At 62.3% G+C, this 17568-nt stretch carries 17 protein-coding genes; 10 read left to right on the plus strand and 7 right to left on the minus strand.

Annotated elements, in window-relative coordinates; genetic code table 11:
• Positions 1-112: 112 nt before the first annotated feature.
• Positions 113-718 (minus strand): recombinase family protein, encoded by a 606-nt coding sequence (locus RM543_RS18255; RefSeq protein WP_108896030.1) that lies wholly within the window; start codon positions 716-718, stop codon positions 113-115.
• 196 nt (positions 719-914) lie between these two features.
• Here RM543_RS18255 and RM543_RS18260 point away from each other — a divergent pair, with 196 nt between their 5' ends.
• From RM543_RS18260 to RM543_RS18270, 3 genes are all read left to right on the plus strand, one after another.
• Entirely contained in the window at positions 915-1667 is a 753-nt protein-coding gene (locus RM543_RS18260) for a hypothetical protein (RefSeq protein ID WP_311694272.1), read from the plus strand.
• 381 nt (positions 1668-2048) lie between these two features.
• Complete coding sequence (repC, locus tag RM543_RS18265) at positions 2049-3227, plus strand: replication initiation protein RepC (protein ID WP_311694273.1); 1179 nt, start codon at positions 2049-2051, stop codon at positions 3225-3227.
• Positions 3228-3243: 16 nt separating this feature from the next.
• Positions 3244-3810, plus strand: a complete 567-nt coding sequence (locus RM543_RS18270; protein ID WP_311694275.1) for a hypothetical protein — start codon at positions 3244-3246, stop codon at positions 3808-3810.
• 337 nt (positions 3811-4147) lie between these two features.
• On the opposite strand, the gene RM543_RS18275 is transcribed toward RM543_RS18270, so the two are convergent.
• Both RM543_RS18275 and RM543_RS18280 read right to left on the minus strand, forming a co-directional pair.
• Complete coding sequence (locus RM543_RS18275) at positions 4148-4549, minus strand: hypothetical protein (RefSeq protein WP_311694276.1); 402 nt, start codon at positions 4547-4549, stop codon at positions 4148-4150.
• A gap of 262 nt (positions 4550-4811) precedes the next feature.
• On the minus strand, positions 4812-5345 hold the full coding sequence (locus RM543_RS18280; RefSeq protein ID WP_311694278.1) for a thermonuclease family protein: 534 nt from the start codon (positions 5343-5345) through the stop codon (positions 4812-4814).
• Between the two features lie 215 nt (positions 5346-5560).
• Between RM543_RS18280 and RM543_RS18285 the strand changes: the two genes are divergently transcribed.
• Together RM543_RS18285 and RM543_RS18290 are read left to right on the plus strand one after the other, a co-directional pair.
• Complete coding sequence (locus RM543_RS18285; protein ID WP_311694279.1) at positions 5561-5923, plus strand: hypothetical protein; 363 nt, start codon at positions 5561-5563, stop codon at positions 5921-5923.
• Positions 5924-6490: 567 nt separating this feature from the next.
• A complete protein-coding gene (locus RM543_RS18290; RefSeq protein ID WP_311694281.1) occupies positions 6491-8341 on the plus strand; it encodes a ParB/RepB/Spo0J family partition protein in 1851 nt (616 codons plus the stop codon).
• A 183-nt stretch (positions 8342-8524) separates the two neighbouring features.
• Here the strand turns inward: RM543_RS18290 and RM543_RS18295 are convergent, their stop codons facing one another.
• Positions 8525-9307: a type II restriction endonuclease gene (locus tag RM543_RS18295; RefSeq protein ID WP_107978145.1), complete on the minus strand. Its 783-nt coding sequence runs from the start codon at positions 9305-9307 to the stop codon at positions 8525-8527.
• Positions 9304-9543: a helix-turn-helix domain-containing protein gene (locus tag RM543_RS18300; RefSeq protein WP_311694285.1), complete on the minus strand. Its 240-nt coding sequence runs from the start codon at positions 9541-9543 to the stop codon at positions 9304-9306. The genes RM543_RS18295 and RM543_RS18300 overlap by 4 nt, the downstream gene beginning before the upstream one ends.
• A 106-nt stretch (positions 9544-9649) precedes the next feature.
• Here RM543_RS18300 and RM543_RS18305 point away from each other — a divergent pair, with 106 nt between their 5' ends.
• The 4 genes from RM543_RS18305 to RM543_RS18320 all read left to right on the plus strand — a co-directional run bounded on the left by RM543_RS18305 (position 9650) and on the right by RM543_RS18320 (position 15127).
• A complete protein-coding gene (locus tag RM543_RS18305; protein ID WP_311694287.1) occupies positions 9650-10846 on the plus strand; it encodes a DNA cytosine methyltransferase in 1197 nt (398 codons plus the stop codon).
• Between the two features lie 114 nt (positions 10847-10960).
• A complete protein-coding gene (locus tag RM543_RS18310) occupies positions 10961-11956 on the plus strand; it encodes an AAA family ATPase (protein ID WP_311694289.1) in 996 nt (331 codons plus the stop codon).
• Positions 11957-11959: 3 nt separating this feature from the next.
• A complete protein-coding gene (locus RM543_RS18315; RefSeq protein ID WP_311694291.1) occupies positions 11960-14290 on the plus strand; it encodes a S8 family peptidase in 2331 nt (776 codons plus the stop codon).
• A gap of 648 nt (positions 14291-14938) precedes the next feature.
• Positions 14939-15127: a hypothetical protein gene (locus RM543_RS18320; protein WP_037267465.1), complete on the plus strand. Its 189-nt coding sequence runs from the start codon at positions 14939-14941 to the stop codon at positions 15125-15127.
• 59 nt (positions 15128-15186) lie between these two features.
• On the opposite strand, the gene RM543_RS18325 is transcribed toward RM543_RS18320, so the two are convergent.
• Both RM543_RS18325 and RM543_RS18330 read right to left on the minus strand, forming a co-directional pair.
• Complete coding sequence (locus RM543_RS18325) at positions 15187-15627, minus strand: type II toxin-antitoxin system VapC family toxin (protein ID WP_311694296.1); 441 nt, start codon at positions 15625-15627, stop codon at positions 15187-15189.
• Positions 15624-15863 carry a FitA-like ribbon-helix-helix domain-containing protein gene (locus tag RM543_RS18330; protein WP_311694298.1) on the minus strand — a complete coding sequence of 80 codons (240 nt, stop codon included), beginning with the start codon at positions 15861-15863 and terminating at the stop codon, positions 15624-15626. Before RM543_RS18330 ends, RM543_RS18325 begins: the two co-directional genes overlap by 4 nt.
• A gap of 711 nt (positions 15864-16574) precedes the next feature.
• Between RM543_RS18330 and RM543_RS18335 the strand changes: the two genes are divergently transcribed.
• Positions 16575-17465 carry an ArdC family protein gene (locus tag RM543_RS18335; protein ID WP_311694300.1) on the plus strand — a complete coding sequence of 297 codons (891 nt, stop codon included), beginning with the start codon at positions 16575-16577 and terminating at the stop codon, positions 17463-17465.
• Positions 17466-17568 lie beyond the last annotated feature (103 nt).

The following is a 17568-nucleotide window of genomic DNA, read 5'->3' on the forward strand; positions in this document are numbered from 1 at the left end:
TGTCCGAAGTCTCGGATTACATCGGCTGTCTGGATCAGGAGCGCGCGCGCGCCTTCCGCGAGGCCCAAGAGGTCACAGAGCAGTATCAGCGGTTCATCGAGATTGTCAGGGACTAGCTGTCGCCGGAGCCTTCGTGGATCGCCTTGGCAACCGTGGTTCGGCTGATCTGTAGCTCCTTGGCAATCCATCTTTGACTGCGGCCCTCGGCCGCCAACGCCCGGATTTTCCGACCGTGCCGCCGCACGACCGGCGCATCGCCTTCCTGCCGCCCCAAGGTTTTTCCTTTGGCCCGAGCGGCTTCCAGCCCCGATTTGACACGCTCAGAGAGTAGTGCCGTCTCAAACTCCGCCACGCCCGCGAGGAAGGTCGAGATCATCTTTCCCATCGGAGACGACACGTCCAACTCAAGACCGTTCAACGTCAGAAGCGAAACCTTCTTCGCTTCCAGCTCGCTCAGTGTTGAGAGAAGGTCCGAGGTCGAACGCCCCCATCGCGACAATTCCACGACCGCGATTGCATCCACTTCGCGCCGCTTTGCCATCGCCAGAAGCCGCGCACGACCGGGCCGACTGTCCCGCCGTCCACTGGCTGTCTCGCACTCTTCCGCGACGATCTCGTAGCCTGCCCGCTCTGCAAAAGCCCGCAGCTCGCGCAACTGGCGCTCGCCGTTTTGCTCCGGCGTCGAGACCCGCGCATAAATGGCAATCTTGTGGCCCATTTGAACCCCCTTGCGGAGAACCCTCGTCAGGCCCTTCACACACTGGCCTCGCGTTTGGACCATATAGTCATTTGTCTGAATGGGCCACCCGTGGCGCCGCCCGACTCATCGAATTGCCCCAGCTTGCTCATCTAAGGATGACAAACTAACAATATTGTGGCAGGTATTTCCTGACCCTTCAGAGGAGGCCCGCTCCATGCTGTCTACACTCAGGACAACAACCCTCGCCGCCGCAGCAGGCGTTGCCGCCGTCGCGGCGCCGCCCGCTCGGGCTCAGTCTTACCCGATCGATTGCGCGATCCTGCTTTGCCTATCTCACGGCTGGCCGGCCTCAGCGCCTTGCGCCGCCGCCAAGGCTGAGTTCATCCGGCGGATTACGCCGTGGCCGGTCGAGCCGCCACTTCAAATCTGGCGCTGTCCAATGGGGGGCGGCGTCCAGTTGCAGAGCGCCCCCGCACAGAGCCCGTGGCTGGATAACCCCGTGATCGACGCGGGAACCGATCCGCAGCCTCTCCCAGCCGACTCCGGCGCACCCGAGGCTGTCCCGGCGGTCTTGCGCAACTTGGGCGGTGATGACTTCGAGCCCACCGATCTTCTGCAATTCGTCCAGGACTACACGGATGGCAGCGGCCGCGCCGACATCGACATCAGCGACCCGACTTTCGACTACGTGCGCTCGATCCGCGTCTACAGCGTTGAACATATGCGTCAGCGCGAAGCCGGTCGGGATGGAGACGAGTATTGCCGCAGGTACGAGAGCGTCCGCTTGGGCACCTATGGCGAGCAGGGATCATTCTCATGGCACGGCGCCGATCCCAGCGACCTACCGGATGCCTTCGTCGGTGATGAACGGTGGGGAGACAACTGCCCGACCGTTTTCGTCCGCGCGGTCTTCGTGGATTGGCGCGATTACCAAGGCAACTACGGCTTCGAGCAGGTGAATTACTAGGCTTTGTGCCCATGCCGGGCGTGCAACCCTAGAATTGCGACACCCCACGAAACCCTGTATGCCTTATCACATAATAGTGCGGCCAGAGAGTCGCAGGCAAAGGAGCAGTAACACCAGCACAAAGTAAAGCCCCCGCGACGGCGGCAACCATCACGGGGGGGCTATAGAGCCAGGGTCGGCAAACCCAGCTAACCTATCTGTCAGGTTCGGTTCTACCAGCTCCCCTACATCGCAGGCAAGCGAAAAACGCACTCGTGCGAACCACCCCGCTTTGTCTGTCGCCGCCTCGCTCCAACAGCAGCGAGAACCGAACCAATGCAGGCAGCACACCTATATTCCGTGGCTCCGTCAGAGCCTCGACAACCTATCCTTCCGACCGGCATGGAGCGCGACGGCTTCGTCGCCCTGGTCGATACCATCGCCCCGCTTCTCGGGGTCGGGAACGCGGCGCTCAGCACGTTTCGCACCATGATCGCCATGACCAAGCCGAGCGCCTTCAAGGGCGGCTCTCAAGAGCCGTGTTGCTACGCCAGTCAATGCGAGATCGCGCACAAGCGCATGGTGAATCCCTCGCGCATTCGCGCCCATGAGCGGGAGCTTGAGGCCGCAGGACTCATCGAGCGCCGCACTATGGCGAACGGTGCCCGCTCCGGCTTCGCCGGATGCGGCGTCTACTTCACACGCGCCATTGCCCGCGCTCACGACTTCCTAGCCATGCGCGACCAGCTCGAAGCCGAGCGCCGCGCCCACACGACCCTCCGGGGCCTGCGCAGCGTCCACAAGCGCCACATCAAGGCGGCGCTGTCCGACCTGATCGACGCTCTAGGCGTCACGGCCGAGGTTCAGGCGATCATCGACGCCTATCAGAGCTGGCCGGACGCAGACGCGCTTCATCGGCTCCCGCTGGCTGATCTCGAAGCCCATGTCGAAGAGGCTGACAAGCTGTGCACAAGTGCCTACGATCTTCTCTCCAACGCGCCAGAATCGAGCGGTGGACCGGTCGAAAACGAGCGGTCCTATATACAAGATACAAGCCAAGATCCCAATCTTGTAACTTGTAACGCTCACGCGATCATACGGAGCGCGGGCAAACCCGCGCACTCGAATTCAGTAGATGCACCGCCTGCCGGCGGCACATCCTGCTATGAAAAAGAGGATCGGCGGGGAGCGATCGAGCGCAACACCGAATATCTCGCCAAGCTCAGCCCGCAGCAACTCTACCGGCTATGCTCCGAAGAAATGCAGCTCTACATCGACGGCCGAGTAGGGGCAGGCTATCCCTTCGACCTCCGCGCTTTCGAGGTCGCCGCAGAAATGCGAGTACCAGAGCTTGGGATCAGTCCGAGCGCCTGGGCCAAAGCGAGAGACGAACTACAAGGTGGCGCGGCCACTCTCGCGGTCCTCATCATCGACGCGAAGACCAGCGGCCCCCGACCGCAAATCAAATCGCCCGGAGGGTATCTGCGCGGCATGATCGCGAAGCATCGAGAGGGATCGCTGAATCTTGTCGGCGGGCTCATCGGGTTGTCGACAAGATGCCACGCTAAACCCGGCACATAGCCCTAGGATAGATCGGATGAGCATGATTGAAGATGGTGCAACCAACTGGGGCAATGGCGGCCCGCGACCAGCCGCAGAAGGGTTCGATATAGAGGCCCGTTCGAAGTCCATCTATGAATGGGTGCGACAGGTTCGCGGTGGTGTTCTGGGTGGAGCCTTTACCGTCGAGCGCCATCTGAGCGCTGCCATCGTTTATTTCATGCTCGGGGACCGGCTAGAGCGGGACGACGTACAGTCCGCGTTTGATGAGGGGCTGCTGACGCCGCTCTCTTTCGAGCGTCGCATAAACGTCGCAATGCTTATTGCCCCACATTTTCTATCCGATGATGAAGTGAAGGCGCTTAAGGGGGACCTCAACGCGCTCCGCACCATTCGCAACTCTATGGCTCACAAGCCATTCTGGTTTCACCCCGAGCTGAACGACAAAGACCAGGTGTTCAATCTCGTCCCGATGATCCAGCGCGGCAAAGCCCCCATCGCTTTGACCTCAGCTTTCACCCATCAGCTCAACGGCCAGATAGCAGGCTTGATCGACCGAACCGCAACACTCGCCGCAACGGTGGCTAAACGAGAGAAACGGTGACGACGCTAAAAGGCCGGAACCTCGCGGTCCCGGCCCGGTGCTATCACCTTTCGCGGCCATCGGCGTCCCCGCCTGTTCCGCACCTTTGACAATACTGCAACGTTGCGCCGGATCAACCCCATCATCTTTCCCGAAATATCCTCGGGGAAAAGCGCAGTAGCGCTTTGGGGGCAGACAGCCCCATGATGAACATTGTAATATTGTCTGGCGCCAAGTAGTGTTTCGGAAAGGCTGGCCGTTGTTTCGAACCTTACCTTGATGCATTCTCCCGATCTCTTCGTGGTGAAGAGGCACTTCGGCCCCCTTGCTCCGGCAGGGGGCCTTTTTTCGTGCCGATCTAAGTCCCGACCGAGCTTTCGCCGGGGGCCTCAAGCTCGCTGATCTCGGCGCGCGTCGTTTCCAGCTTGTGCAAGGATTCCAGGATGGTGCCGGGGATGAAAAAGACCGACGAGAAGGCGATCAGGCAGATGAAGACCTTCTGAGTCCTGTCGGAAACGATGTGGCTCAAAGCCAGGACCAAGCCCATTGCGGCGAAAGTCCCGACGGCAAGAGCGAACAGCACCATCACGCACCACGCGGTGAAGCCCCATGATCCCATCATCGCGCCGTAGACCCCGGCCTTCATCGCAATGACATAGGCCGCAGCCAGTCCCGTGAGAGCGAGGGCGAAGTCGCTCATTCCCCTGCGATAGCCGTCGGCCACCGGGTTGTGCGCGCCAATGTTGTTGGTTTCGGTCATGCTCGATCCTTTCTTGTTTTCGAGTGTCCTGAGAAGGATATGGACTCTTTGTGAAAACCAGAAATCGAGCGGTGCCCGGCCTTGGGGCCGGGCCGTTGGCCCGACCTTCCCACAGGACTTCTCGCTTACCTTCGCTCTATGGGGGCGCGTCCAGCTCGTCGCCTGCATGGCGCGAGGCTGACGCCTCGCGCTGGAAAGCTCGGGCAGATTCACAGCGGAAAGCCGCGCCAGGTGCGCGGCTTGCATCGCGTCTTGTTGCCGTTCAGCGGCTCCGCCACTCCTGCGGCATGACGAACTCCGTAGCCCAAATGCCGCGGTCGATCTCACGCGCGGCCCGTTCGTCTCCGACATAGCGCCGCGAGTATTCGCGGTAGGCAACCGCGAGGCCCTGCGCCACCATCTCACGGTTCAGCTCCACACTGCCCGATTGGCAAATCGCAACCGACCGGCCGTAGCGATCCACGTCACGCACCTCGCAATCGACCTGCCCGGCAACGATCATCGCTTCTAAGGCTTGCGTCGCCGCCTGACCACACTGCCAGGCCGTGCCGTCTGGCCGCGCGCAGCTCTGGTCAGATTCCGGGGCGTCTATGCCGAAGAGGCGAACCCGCTCGTCATCGACCCGCAGCGTATCTCCATCTACCACCTTTGCACGACCCGACAGCGTTGCGGTCGTCGCCGGCTCACGGTCGCTTTCAAACCTATCGAACCATCTGCCGAGCTGGTCATTCCACCGGATCAACTCAAGCCCGCCGGGCGCGAGCCCGGCCAACACCACAAGAGCTGCCACGAACACAATCGCGCCCGGCGCCTTGCTATGCCTCCGGAGACCGAAAAGGTTTCTGCGCCTCAACTCTACCCCCGTTCAATATAACAATATTGACCTCATACTGCGTCATAAAGCGAGCATCGAGGGCGAGATAGAGCTTTCCAGGTGCAAGCCTTGCGTGAACTTGCGGCTCGATGAGATAGCTATGTTGGGTAAATTTTTTCGACTGCCGGGAGTTAGCTATGTCCGATTTCGTCGCCTCTGTTCAGTATAACGATCTTAAAGGGACTGTCGCCGCAGATAGGTCCGATACCGAGAGCATGGCTCAATATCTCGTTGGTGAGGGTCTGGCCGCAGACGACGAGAGGGTCATTGGGTATCGCATTTCCTTCAATGGCAATCACGGCAATGAATATGAGCCCAGCGTCTTGGTCTACCTGCAAAAAGGGAGCTTCGACGATCCTGACAAGGTTGTTCGAGCCGTCGATATTGAGATGACCGGCCCGAAATTCTTCTCGTTTTTCAAACGCTTCTCTCTTGTCTTGATGCAGGACGGGATTGACCTGTCCAACGTCACGGTGGACGGGCCGCACTACGACGACTGAGATAAGACGCGCGCTTCTCGCCCATCCCATCCGTTCGTGACCTCGTGCGTTCGCTCGAGGACACGAACGGCCGGGACCGCGCCCTAGTCGTCCCTTCGGTCCTCCCCGAACCTGCCCGTCCCGTTCTCCCTGCGGCCCAGGTGCGCCGGCGCCGGTCTGTCTCGGCCCATTCGGGTGACGGTCGCTTGTGCGGGTTCGGAGATCCCCGCGCGAGCGCGGGGATCACGTCAGGCGGGGGGTTCGGACAAGCCGAACGCCGCCCGCATCCTTGGGCCAGGTCGCGCGAGCGCGCCCTGTCCGATCAGGGAACCGCCGGTTCCCCCATGCAAGGCCACCGAGCGGCGTCAGGGGGGTGTCCCCAACGACGGTCCCTCCGCTGCGCTCCGGGCTGCGTCGCCGGGTGATCCCCCTCCCCCCTTCCTTGTCGGCAACCTTGCGTGGGCCCCCCTCCTGCCCTCGCCGGGAGGCAGGCTTTCAGGAGAGGGCCGCTTCGCGGTCCTCGCCAGAAACCCAGCCTCGATTTTCGGCGCCAAGACGGAACGGGGATCACCACGAAGGAAAAGACAGATGACCAAGCACCAGACCATCGACGCAACCGCAGGCCGCTTCGCACTCAATAGCCTCAGCCTTTCGCCCATGAACCCGCGCCAGCACATCCCCGAGGACGAGGTTGCGGAACTGGCCGAGAGCATCAGAACGGCGGGTCTCATTCAGAACATGGCCGGGATCGAGGACGGCCAAGGCGGCGTCCAAATCGTCGCCGGGGGCCGGAGGCTCCGCGCCCTGCAATACCTCGCGCAGCACTATCCCGAGAGCGGGGCGAAGAACCCGGACCTGACGCACCCAACGGTGAAGATCGCCCCCGACCAGACGACCGCGCAGGCGTGGGCGGTTGCCGAGAACGCCGCCCGGCGCAACCTGCATCCCGCCGACGAAATCCGCGCCTATGGCAAGATGGAGCAGGGCGGGGCCACGCCCGCCGTGATCGCCCGCGCCTTCGCGGTGACGGAAAAGCACGTCTACCGGCGGCTCGCGCTGGCAGGCTTGCCCGACGCCGTGATCGACGCACTCGCCGCGAATGAGATCAGTCTTAGCATGGCCGCTTGCTTTACGATCAGCACCGACGAGGCCCGCACCCTCGAAGTGCTAGACGAGTGCCGGGGCCGGAACCTCAGCGACTATCAGATCAAGAAGGCCCTCAAGCCTGAGAGCATCCGCGATACCGACCGCCGCGTGATTTTCGTGGGGCTGGACGCCTACAAGGCCGAGGAAGGCCGGATCAGCGGCGACCTATTTGCGGACGAAACGCTTCTGGATGATCCCGACATTCTGGACGCGGTTTTCACCGCGAAGCTGGACGAGGCCGCGCAGGAGCGCACTGCTGATGGCTGGAAGTGGGCCGAGGCAACCGCCGACCCCTATATTGGCTATTTCCAGATCGAGGACGCCAAAATGGCCCGCCTCTACCGAGAAGAAGGGGTTTTGACGCCCGAGCAGTCGGAGCGTTATGACGAGCTGGCCGAGCTTTCAACCCGCGATGCGACGGACGAGGCCGCAGACGCCGAACTCTTGGAGCTTCACGGCATCCTCGAAGGCACGTTCACCGACGAGCAGAAGGCACATTCTGGCGTGATCGTTTACGTCGATCAACGCGGCGAACTTCGCACTACTGAGGGGCTTGTGCGCAAGGAGGACAAGGCAGCGGCTATTGAAGCCGGGTTGATCCAGCCGTCCCGCCATACGACCGGCGACGATGCACCGAAATCGCCCATTTCCGCAAAGCTGGCCGACGATCTTGTTCGCGTGGCAACCGGCGCACGGCAGGACGCCATGCTCTGCGATCCTGAGCTGATCCTGTCCCTTCTGGCCTACCAGATGACCGGCAAGATGGGGTATCGCCGCGCCCTTGGACTCCGCGAAGATGAAGTGCCGAACTTTCCGACCACCGAGGCCGAGGGCTACACGCTCGACAAGCGGCTGACGACGCCCGCCGACCGGCCCTCCGATCCGTTCAATTCGGACCTCGCCAAAGGCTTTCGGGCCTTCCGCAAGCGGGGGCATGATCATGTCATGGCCGAACTGACCCGCCACCTTGCCGCCCTCATCAGTGTGGGTGACGAGAAGCTGGGCGCGCTGGTCGATAAGGAGGCCGGGACCGACATTCGCGAAGTCTGGACCCCGACCGCTGCCAACTTTTTCAGCCGCGTGGGCGGTCCCTACCTCAATGCCCTGTGGTTCGAGCTTCTGGACCTTTCCGAAGATCACCCGACCGCGACCAGCTTCGCGAAGCTGAAAAAGGGCGAGAAGGCCGACCGGCTCGAAAAGCTCTTTACCGATGCCGAGACGCGCGAGGCGTTCAGCGTGACCGAGGCGCAGGCCGAGCGGATCGCCAAGTGGCTGCCAGAGGGCATGGCCTGAGATCGACAGGCAGGGCGCGCGAGCGCCCTGCCCCATCCGAAGGAGGATCAACTCGATGCCTGATTTTCGCGCCCACCGTCACCCTGTTCTAGCCGCGCGCTGCCCCGACTGCGGCAAGGCGCCCGGCCTGTGCTGCATCCGAAAGAAATACGGAAATGTGAGATTGGACAGACAAGTCTAGCCTCAATCACGATTTCGCTGATGCAGGAGCTTCTCCAATTGCTTGGCCACGGACACCCCAATCTTGAAGGGGTAGTTGCGCCAGAATTTGTAGAATGCCTGTTCTGTGTCAAAGTCACCTTCACCGGCGCGTAGTCGCGGAATGTCATCCACCGCGCCGATATATTCGCGAGTGGTGGAAGAACGCTGCCTCGAACCGATCTTCCACGATTCCTGCACGATCAGCTCGAGGTCCGCGATCCGGGACGGGCGGCTCTCGTCCAACGTGTAGATAGCAATGATATCGAGGTGCGCCTCATAGTCCTGGAAGGGACGGAACGTGTTGGGCCAGTGCAGCTGCGGGTACTTGAAGTAGGTGTTACCGGTGTAGAGCGTGATGCGGCTCTGGGTCTTGCGCGGGTTCACGCGCCCCCGTGCTCCGACCTTCCGGCGGGCAGCCTTCACATCAACCGCATAGGGCCGGTCGCCGAAACGGCTGCCCGAGAGTTCGAGATCGGGATAGCCGCGTTCAGTACCGCGCTGGAGTTCTACGTCATTGAGGGTTGATACTGCTTCCAGCAGATAATCGACCAGAGACACCTCCATAATGTTGGCGAGCGCCGCTGACTCTTTCGGGAGCGGAAGAAAATGCCCGCCGGCTTCAAGCTTCTGCTCGAGGTCCGACGCGTCGGATGCGCTCAACGGCCAGGCATGATCGCCTTTTCGCCGGAAGATTGCGACCGGGGCCAGCTCGTATGCATCACACAGACCCCGCAGCCATTTCAGGACATCCTCACGTCCGCTCATGTCGCCTCCGGCATGTCGTCATCGGTAAGCTCGAGGAGTTCACCGGGCGAGCAGCGCAGTGCGCGGCAGATCGCGTCCACCGCCCTGAGGCTGGCGTTGTACCCGCGCCGGGAAGCGATTGAGTCAAGTGTCGCGCGGGACAGGCCAGTCCGCGCAGCCAAGTCTTCATGCGTCAGGCGCTCACCGGTCCGGGCTTCGTAAGCGTCAAGCGCCTGCCGGAGATGAATGATAATCACGCCTGCCCTCTTTTGTATTGACGATACAATATATGCGACCTAACCTTGGTTTTGTCTTCCATATATTGTATGGACGAGACAACTGATAGCAACAAGAAGCGGGCAGATGTACCGGGTAATTTCTCTTTATACGGGCGCAGGGGGGCTCGACTTCGGCTTTGAGGCTGCCGGCTTCGCAACGGCGGTTGCCGTCGAGATGAGCAAGGCATGCTGCGCAAACTTGCGCTCAAATCGTGACTGGCCCGTCCTTGAGGGGGACATTCACGACTTCGGATCAGATGCGATCCTCAGCGCTGCCGACTTGGAAGCCGGCAGCGCTGACGTGCTGATCGGCGGGCCGCCGTGTCAGCCTTTCTCGAAATCGGGTTACTGGGCCAAGGGGGATGCCCGCCGCTTGGACGATCCGCGGGCGGATACACTGGACGCCTATCTGCGCGTGCTGCGAGACACCCGGCCGAAAGCCTTTTTGCTCGAGAATGTCCCGGGTCTCGCCTTCAAGGGAAAATCGGAAGGCCTGGAGCGGGTGCTCGATGGCGTTGCGGCAATTAACAAGCTTCACGGCACGGACTACCGGGTCTCGTGGCAGATCGTGAACGCGGCCGACTACGGAGCTCCGCAAATGCGCGAGCGGGTCGTGATGATCGGAAGCCGGGATGGCCGGGAGTTTCAGTTTCCGGAGCCGACACATGGCCCTGGACGCATAGCGCGGCATCATTCCGTCTGGGATGCACTTGGCGACCTCCCGGAGCGGCCGAACGAGACGGGCCTCAAGATGACGGGCAAATGGGCCGATCTGCTCCCGACGATTCCGGAAGGACAGAATTATCTCTGGCATACCGAACGCGGGGGCGGTGAACCACTGTTCGGCTGGCGCAGGCGGTACTGGAACTTCCTGCTCAAGCTGGCAAAGGACAGGCCGTCCTGGACAATCCAGGCGCAGCCCGGCTCCGCGACTGGACCCTTCCACTGGAAGAACCGGAAATTATCATCACGTGAACTCTGCCGCCTGCAGACATTTCCCGATAGCGTGACCCTCAAAGGAAGCCGAGGCGACATTCAGCGCCTGGTCGGAAACGCGGTTCCTTCTGTACTGGCCGAAGTGATGGCACGCGCGATCAGGGAGCAACTGCTCGGAAACATGCACCATGGGGGAGCGTTGGAACTCGAACCGCCGTTCCGCGACGACTGCCCGGAAGCAAATCCTGTGAAAAGCCTGCCAAAAAAATATGTCGGCCTCAAAGGCGAGCACGAACCGCATCCCGGCGAAGGTCGGGGCTATGCTGCATCCCGAAGGGTAGCCTGATATGCGGCATCTTTGCTACTCGGCCACAAATGCGGCACTAGGCCCGTGCTTTCGTCCCCATTTTTCTGTTCAGGGCTTTGTTTTCAGAGTAGAGTCGCAGAAAAGGAGGGCATTATGGCACGCGGTGAGCTGATGAAAAAGCTGCTCGCCAGTTACGGCCATGAGGAAGAATTCCGCGCGGTTGTCGAGCAGATAATCTCCGAAGAGGAGAAGAAGAATAATCGCGTACTGGCCCGCAGTCTGCGCAAGACACTGGACAATATTGGTGCGGCTGCGCGACCGTCCGGGGGACTATCACGTCTGGTTCCTTTCCCGGATGAGGCCAATGATTTCATCCAGCGGGTAGAGCCGGCACACGGCCCTCAGGATATTTTGCTCTCTCCGGAGAACACTGAACTCTTTCTCGGGCTGATCCGGGAATTCCGGCAGGCGGACCGGATCAGGCGTCACGGGCTGCCGGTGCGGTCCAAGCTGTTGTTCTGCGGTCCGCCGGGCACCGGCAAGACCCTCTGTGCCGAAGTCTTCGCCAATGAACTCGGCCTTCCCTTCTTTCATGTCCGGCTCGACAGTCTGATTTCCTCCTATCTGGGCGAGACCGCGACGAATATCCGCAAGACGTTTGAATTCGCCCGCCGTCAGCCCTGCGTGCTGTTTTTCGATGAATTTGATGCGATTGCCCGCTCCCGTGAGGAGGCCGGTGAACACAGCGAACTCCGCCGTGTGGTCAACAGCCTGCTGATCTTCATCGAACAGATTCAGCCAGGCGGCTTTCTGATTGCGGCAACCAATCTGGACGGACATCTCGATCCGGCCGTTTGGCGGCGGTTCGATGAAATCGTCTGGTTCGATGCGCCGGACGCGGCGATGGTGCGCAAATACCTGGTTCATGCTTTCCGCAATGTCCGGGCGTCCTTTGATCCGGCTGGTTATGCCGGCCAGCTTCTGGGGTATTCCTATGCAGACCTCGAGCGGGTCTGCGTTCAGGCAATGAAGCTGTCGGTCCTCGGCGGCAACAAGGCAGTTTCGGACAAGGACTTCTGTGAAGCGATGCGGGATGCGAGGCGACGGCTGACTCGCAAACAGAAGCTGGAAGCGCAGGCCGGGGAGTAAGCCGTGCCGCGTCATCAGCATCTGCCGCTTCTGCGGCTGCCGGAGACGATGGAACGACGGAAAACCGGCTTTCCCGGCCCGATACCATCCCGCGGCGGCGGTTATGGCGGCCGCGTTCGCAGGCAAGTTGATGAAGCCGTCCGGATCCAGCAGGAAAGCCGGCCGCCTCAGTTCGTTGATCCTTCGCTGATCCTGCGGGTGCAGATGCAGGGGATGCTGCTCGAAGAGGACTGGGAGGCGCTCGGCCTGACGCTTCTGTCCAGCGACGAAGACCGCAACATCGTCCTGTTCTCATCCGAAGGCGATCTCTCCGCGTTTCTGCAGCGGCTCGAAGCCTATGACGGGCCTGTTCCGGAAGGCCAGCGGGGGAGACGCTATGAAGGATTTGTCACGCGGATCGAGGATGTCGGCACACTTACGCCCCGCGACCGGCTCGGCATTCGCCTCAGGGAAGCCGGGTTCAGCGAAGCTGATGACCTGGTAAGCAACGAGGTTTACACGGTCGATATGGAACTCTGGGACTTCGGCGGACGGCTTGCGCGGGAGCGCAAGGCCAGGGAAATTGAGGACTTCATCACCGGCAGCGATGCGGAAGTCTTCGATGTCTACATAGGTCCGTCGATTACGATGATGCGGGTACGGGCTCCCGGACGGGTGCTACGGCCGCTTCTGGCTGTGCCCGAGGTGGCATTCATTGATCTGCCGCCCGAGCCGGACCTCGAAGCGTCTGACTTTGTGCAGATGACCCTCGAGGACGCGCCGGAGATTCTGCCGCCGGAAGCCGGCGCTCCGGTCATCGGTGTGCTGGACAGCGGTCTCAACGAGCATCCCTTCCTTGAGGGGATCGTCGTGGAACGAAGAGCGTTCCCGTCAGAACTCGGGACAGCCGATGTTTGGGGCCACGGCACGCGGGTCGGTGGCGTTGCTCTGTTTGGCGACCTGAGAGACCGGCTGAGGGACGGAAGGCTGCAACCGGCCGGGCAGCTGGTTTCCGCCAAAGTGGTGCAGGACAACGGTGCCTTTTATGAGCGCCGGACGCTCCCGCGTCAGATGCGTGAGGCAATTACTCAGCTGCACCGGGACCATAACTGCCGCCTTTTTGTCATCTCGCTCGGAGATGTCCGCGCACGTAACGAACCCAGACGGGTCGGCCCCTGGGCCGCAACGCTCGATGAACTGGCACGCGAACTCGACGTGCTGATATTCGTATCAGCCGGCAATCGTGCCCCGCGCGGCGGATCGTCAGTCGAGCAGGCCATCACGGAATATCCGGCATATCTGCTCGAGGCTGCGAACCGGCTCTGCGAACCGGCCGGAGCCAGTAACGTCATCACGGTGGGGGCACTGGCCAACGGGACCGGTCTCGGAGCAAGGCATGAACGGGATGCCCATATCCGGCCGATCACTCAGGCACTCGAGCCGTCTCCCTTCTCGCGCTCGGGACCCGGCGCAGGCGGTATCCGCAAACCCGATTTCGCTGACATTGGCGGAACGCTGGTTTTTGACGCTCCCTCAGCCCGGCTGCAGTCGGCACCGCACATTCCGGAAGCCGGCGTCATCACGCTGAACCATGAATTCACCAGGCAGCTTCTGACAAGCGGTATGGGCACCTCCTACGCTGCGCCGCTGCTCGCCAACAAAGCCGCGGAGCTCCTTCGGCTGTTCCCGACAGCTTCTGCGAACCTGATCCGGGCACTTCTTGCGGGGGCATCCAGCGTTCCCGACGCATGCGCCCGTCGCCTGGCAGGTATGGATGCTGCGGACCAAGCACGCGTCTGCGGCCACGGGATGGTAGACACGTTGCGGGCCGCCTATTCCGACGATCACCGGGTGGTGCTGTATGCGGAGGATCGCCTCAGTATCAACCATTTCGCGGTTTATCGCGTGCCGGTGCCGCTGGAGTTTCAGGGGAACGGTCGCCGCACGATCCGCGTGTCTCTGGCGTTCGATCCCCCTGTCAGGCGGACCCGCGCAGAGTACATCGGCACGAAGATGAACTTCCGGCTGCTGCGCGGTTGCCCCTCCGCCGAAGTATTCTCACATTTCCGCTCGAGAACGGCCGACGAAGGGGATCCGCCCAATATTCCGAACAGGTTCAAGTGCGGACTCGAGCCCGGTCCAAACAGCCGGGACGGGCAGACGCTGCAAACCGCAGCGAAGACCTTTGTCCAAGACACGTCAGGCTACGGTGATGAATATTTTCTTGTAGTCCGTTGCGCCGGCGGCTGGGCCGAGCCCCAAGAAGTTGCCCAGAATTTCGCGGTAGTGGTTGAACTCGAACATCAGCCGGCAGTGCGTCTGTATGCGCGGCTCCAGCAGCGTGTGCGCGTTTGAGCGAATAGGTCCACGGCCGCCCTTTTATCGCCCAAGCACCGCGGCTTTGCCGCCGTCGCCCCATCATCTTTCCGAAAATATCCTCGGGGGGCGCCAAGGGCGCGGGGGCAGATAGCCCCCTCTTATCCACAAAAACCGTGGACTATTTTGGGGATAGGGCGGCAGCTCCCAGCTCGCGCCTCGTGCCGGGTCGCCCCGCCGGCCGTCGAGGCCGGGCAGGACGACTACGAGGGAAGCCCCTAAAGCCCCTTCCCTCGCGCTCCCTGTTCCCGCCACGGGCGAACGCCCGCTTTCAGCGGGCCGCGTCACGCCGCCTTGTTCTCTTGGAGCAGTCGCTGGCCGTTCCGGCTCGGGATGCAGAGCGTAAGCCCGACCCTGCCCTCCGGGCAGAGCCAGCCTATTGACGGTTTCAGGTGCGTCCGTTGCGACCGAAGGACCGTGTTTTCAGGCGTTCGGAAAATGGCTGTTTGTGCGTAATCCTATTGCTTCGCACGATACGGCCCGTTGCCGCCTTCATGGGCGCAACCCGCAAGGGGTTCTCCACTTCGCTGCGCTCCGTTGCGACCGCTTCGCGGTGCGCCCGGCGGCCCCGGGCCGCAGTCGGGCTTCGCGATTACGCACAAACAGCCATTTTCGGAGGAGCGCCTTATGAAAACACTCATCGCTTTTTGTCGCAAAACCGGCCGCGTCTTGTCTCGGTTCGTCAATAGGTTGGCCCGCGACCTGACCCGAAAGGGTCAGTTGCGGATCGGACTGACGCTCAGCATCCCTTTCATCGCCAAGTTCGAGATCGGCTACCACGTCACCGTCGAGAAGAAGGAGGACAAGGCGGCGTGACGCCAACGACCCCGCCTACCGGCGGGGCCTTCACCCGTGGCTCCCGACCCGGCAGACGCCTACCGGCGTCCCGGCCCGCCGAGCGCCCACGGATCAAGTACATCCGCTCCCAGGGCCACGAAGGGCGTCCGGTCGCGCGTGGCGACCATCGCTCCCGGATGCGAGAGCGCGATCGCCGCAATCTGGCCGTCCGCCATCGAGATCGCGTAGCCGCGCTTGCGCGCGGCCGCGATCCGCTCGCCGTAGACCCATGCCGCCACATCATCGAAAGGCAGCAGACGGCCCGCGAAGTCTTCCTCGAGGAGTCCTGCGACGGCTTTTGCAAGACCGTCACGCCGCTTGCCCTCGGGCATCGACTGGACCCCGAAGACCAACTCCGCCGCCGTAATCGTGCTGAGATAGAGGTTCGTGGGATCTTGCGCGTCGAGCCAGTCCATCACGGCGTCGTCGGGCGCTTTCTTCTGCGTCTCCGAGATCACGTTCGTGTCGAGAATAATCAATCGAAGAGGCCTGGCTGGCTCATCGTCTGGTCCCTTTCCACCGACAAGTCGTCGCCCAGGTAGGGGCCGTAGCGTTCGCGGATGCGATGACCGAACCCACCGTCGCTCGAAGCTATGGCGGATTGCATGAGGATCGAGCGCACTTCGGCTTCCAGGCTCCGCTTGTTCGACTTGGCTTGGGCCCGGAGGCGGTCGTGTATCTCGTCCGGCAGGTTCCTAACCGTCATGTTCGCCATGATGACCTCCGGCGTGATGGCAGATTATAACAAATGATGGCATCGAGACGAGGTACTTTCAAGTCTGGCGAAGTGATAGCATTTCGAGTGAGGCCGAAAGGCGTGGCATGGCCCATCCCGCGCGAGCGCGGGAGCGCGCCCTAGTCGTCCCTTCGGTCCTCCCCGAGCCTGCCCGTCCCGTTCTTCCTGCGGCCCAGGTGCGCCGGCGTCCGTCTCGTCCCGAGCCGCCCGCCGTCGCGGCCGCATGGTCGCCCGGGCCGGTCTGTCTCGGCCCATTCGGGTGACGGTCGCTTGTGCGATGCCGCCACTCTGGCGGCTGAATAGTCGGGAGAGAGCCGCGCGGGGCGCGCGGCTCGCATGAGATCAGGAGACAGGCCGGGAGATCGACGGGCTATGCCCGCTCACCCCCGCCCTGCCATCTTCCTATCAGTTGGTCCGCCCAACAGTCCTGCCCCGGAAAGTCAAAAGACAAGCGCCGCCTGCGGCGTCGTCTCCGCCGGGGGCCGTGTCCTCGGCTTCGCCTGCGGGCCGCACCAACCCCCGTCTTCGATCCTTTGACTGTCCGGGCCAGGACCGTGGGTCGGGCTTCGCCCTCTCCCACTTGTTCCGCCGAAAACATGCGTTTTCGGTCGGATCAGGTGGCCGAGGCGCAGCCCATCGGCGGAACGAGGGCACCTAGACCCCGCCGCCTCACCACGAAGGAGGCCACACATGGCTAGATCGAAATTCGATGTTTACCAGCACGTCACCAACGAAATCATTGCGCAGATCGAGGCGGGCACGCCGCCGTGGCGCAAGCCGTGGACCGGCGGCGGTGGTGGCGCGCATATGCCCCTGCGGTTCAACGCCGAGGAATATCGCGGCATCAATGTCCTGATGTTGTGGGCGACCGCTTCCGCGAAGGGCTACACGTCCGCGCGCTGGATGACCTACCGGCAGTCGCACGAGCTTGGCGGGCAGGTCCGCAAGGGCGAGAAATCCGCAACGGTGGTCAAATATGGGACCATCGAGAAGGAGAACGAGGACGGCGACGAGCAGCGCATCCCCTATTGCCGCGCTTACCGCGTTTTCAACGCCGACCAGATCGAGGGCTTGGCCGATGAGTTCTATATCCGGCCCGAGCCGCCGCGCGACCTTGGCACCGAGGCCGACCCAGAGCTTGAGGCTTTCTTTGCCCGCTCCAGTGCAACCATCGAGACGAGCGACCAGCCGCGCGCCTTCTACGACCTCCGCCGCGACGTGATCCACATGCCGCCGATTGGCACGTTCCACGCCGCGCAAGGCTACTACGGCACGCTCGCCCACGAGCTGACCCACTGGACCGGGGCCGACAAACGGCTGGAACGCTTCAAGCGGTTCAATGACCGTAAAGCCTACGCCTTCGAAGAATTGGTCGCGGAGATCGGCGCTTGCATGTTGGGCGTGCAGATCGGTGTTGAACCCGAGTTCGACCAGTCCGCCGCCTACGTCGAAGGCTGGCTGCAAGCCATGAAGGACGACAAGCGCGCGATCTTCCGAGCCGCATCCGAGGCTCAGAAGGCCGTGGACTACATCACCGAAAAGGCGAGCCGCGGAGCACCCGCCGCGCGGGTGGCCGCATAGGCGGTCCCGCCCGCCGCTTGGGGCACCCGGCGCGGCCCTCCGGGGCCGCGCTTTTTCATGTCCGCGTCAGGCTAGGCGGGGTCGAGGAAGGAGCCGCCCATGA

Origin of the sequence: Tropicimonas omnivorans (assembly GCF_031846565.1) — a bacterium.
In the GTDB taxonomy this organism is placed as follows: Bacteria; Pseudomonadota; Alphaproteobacteria; order Rhodobacterales; family Rhodobacteraceae; genus Tropicimonas_B; species Tropicimonas_B omnivorans.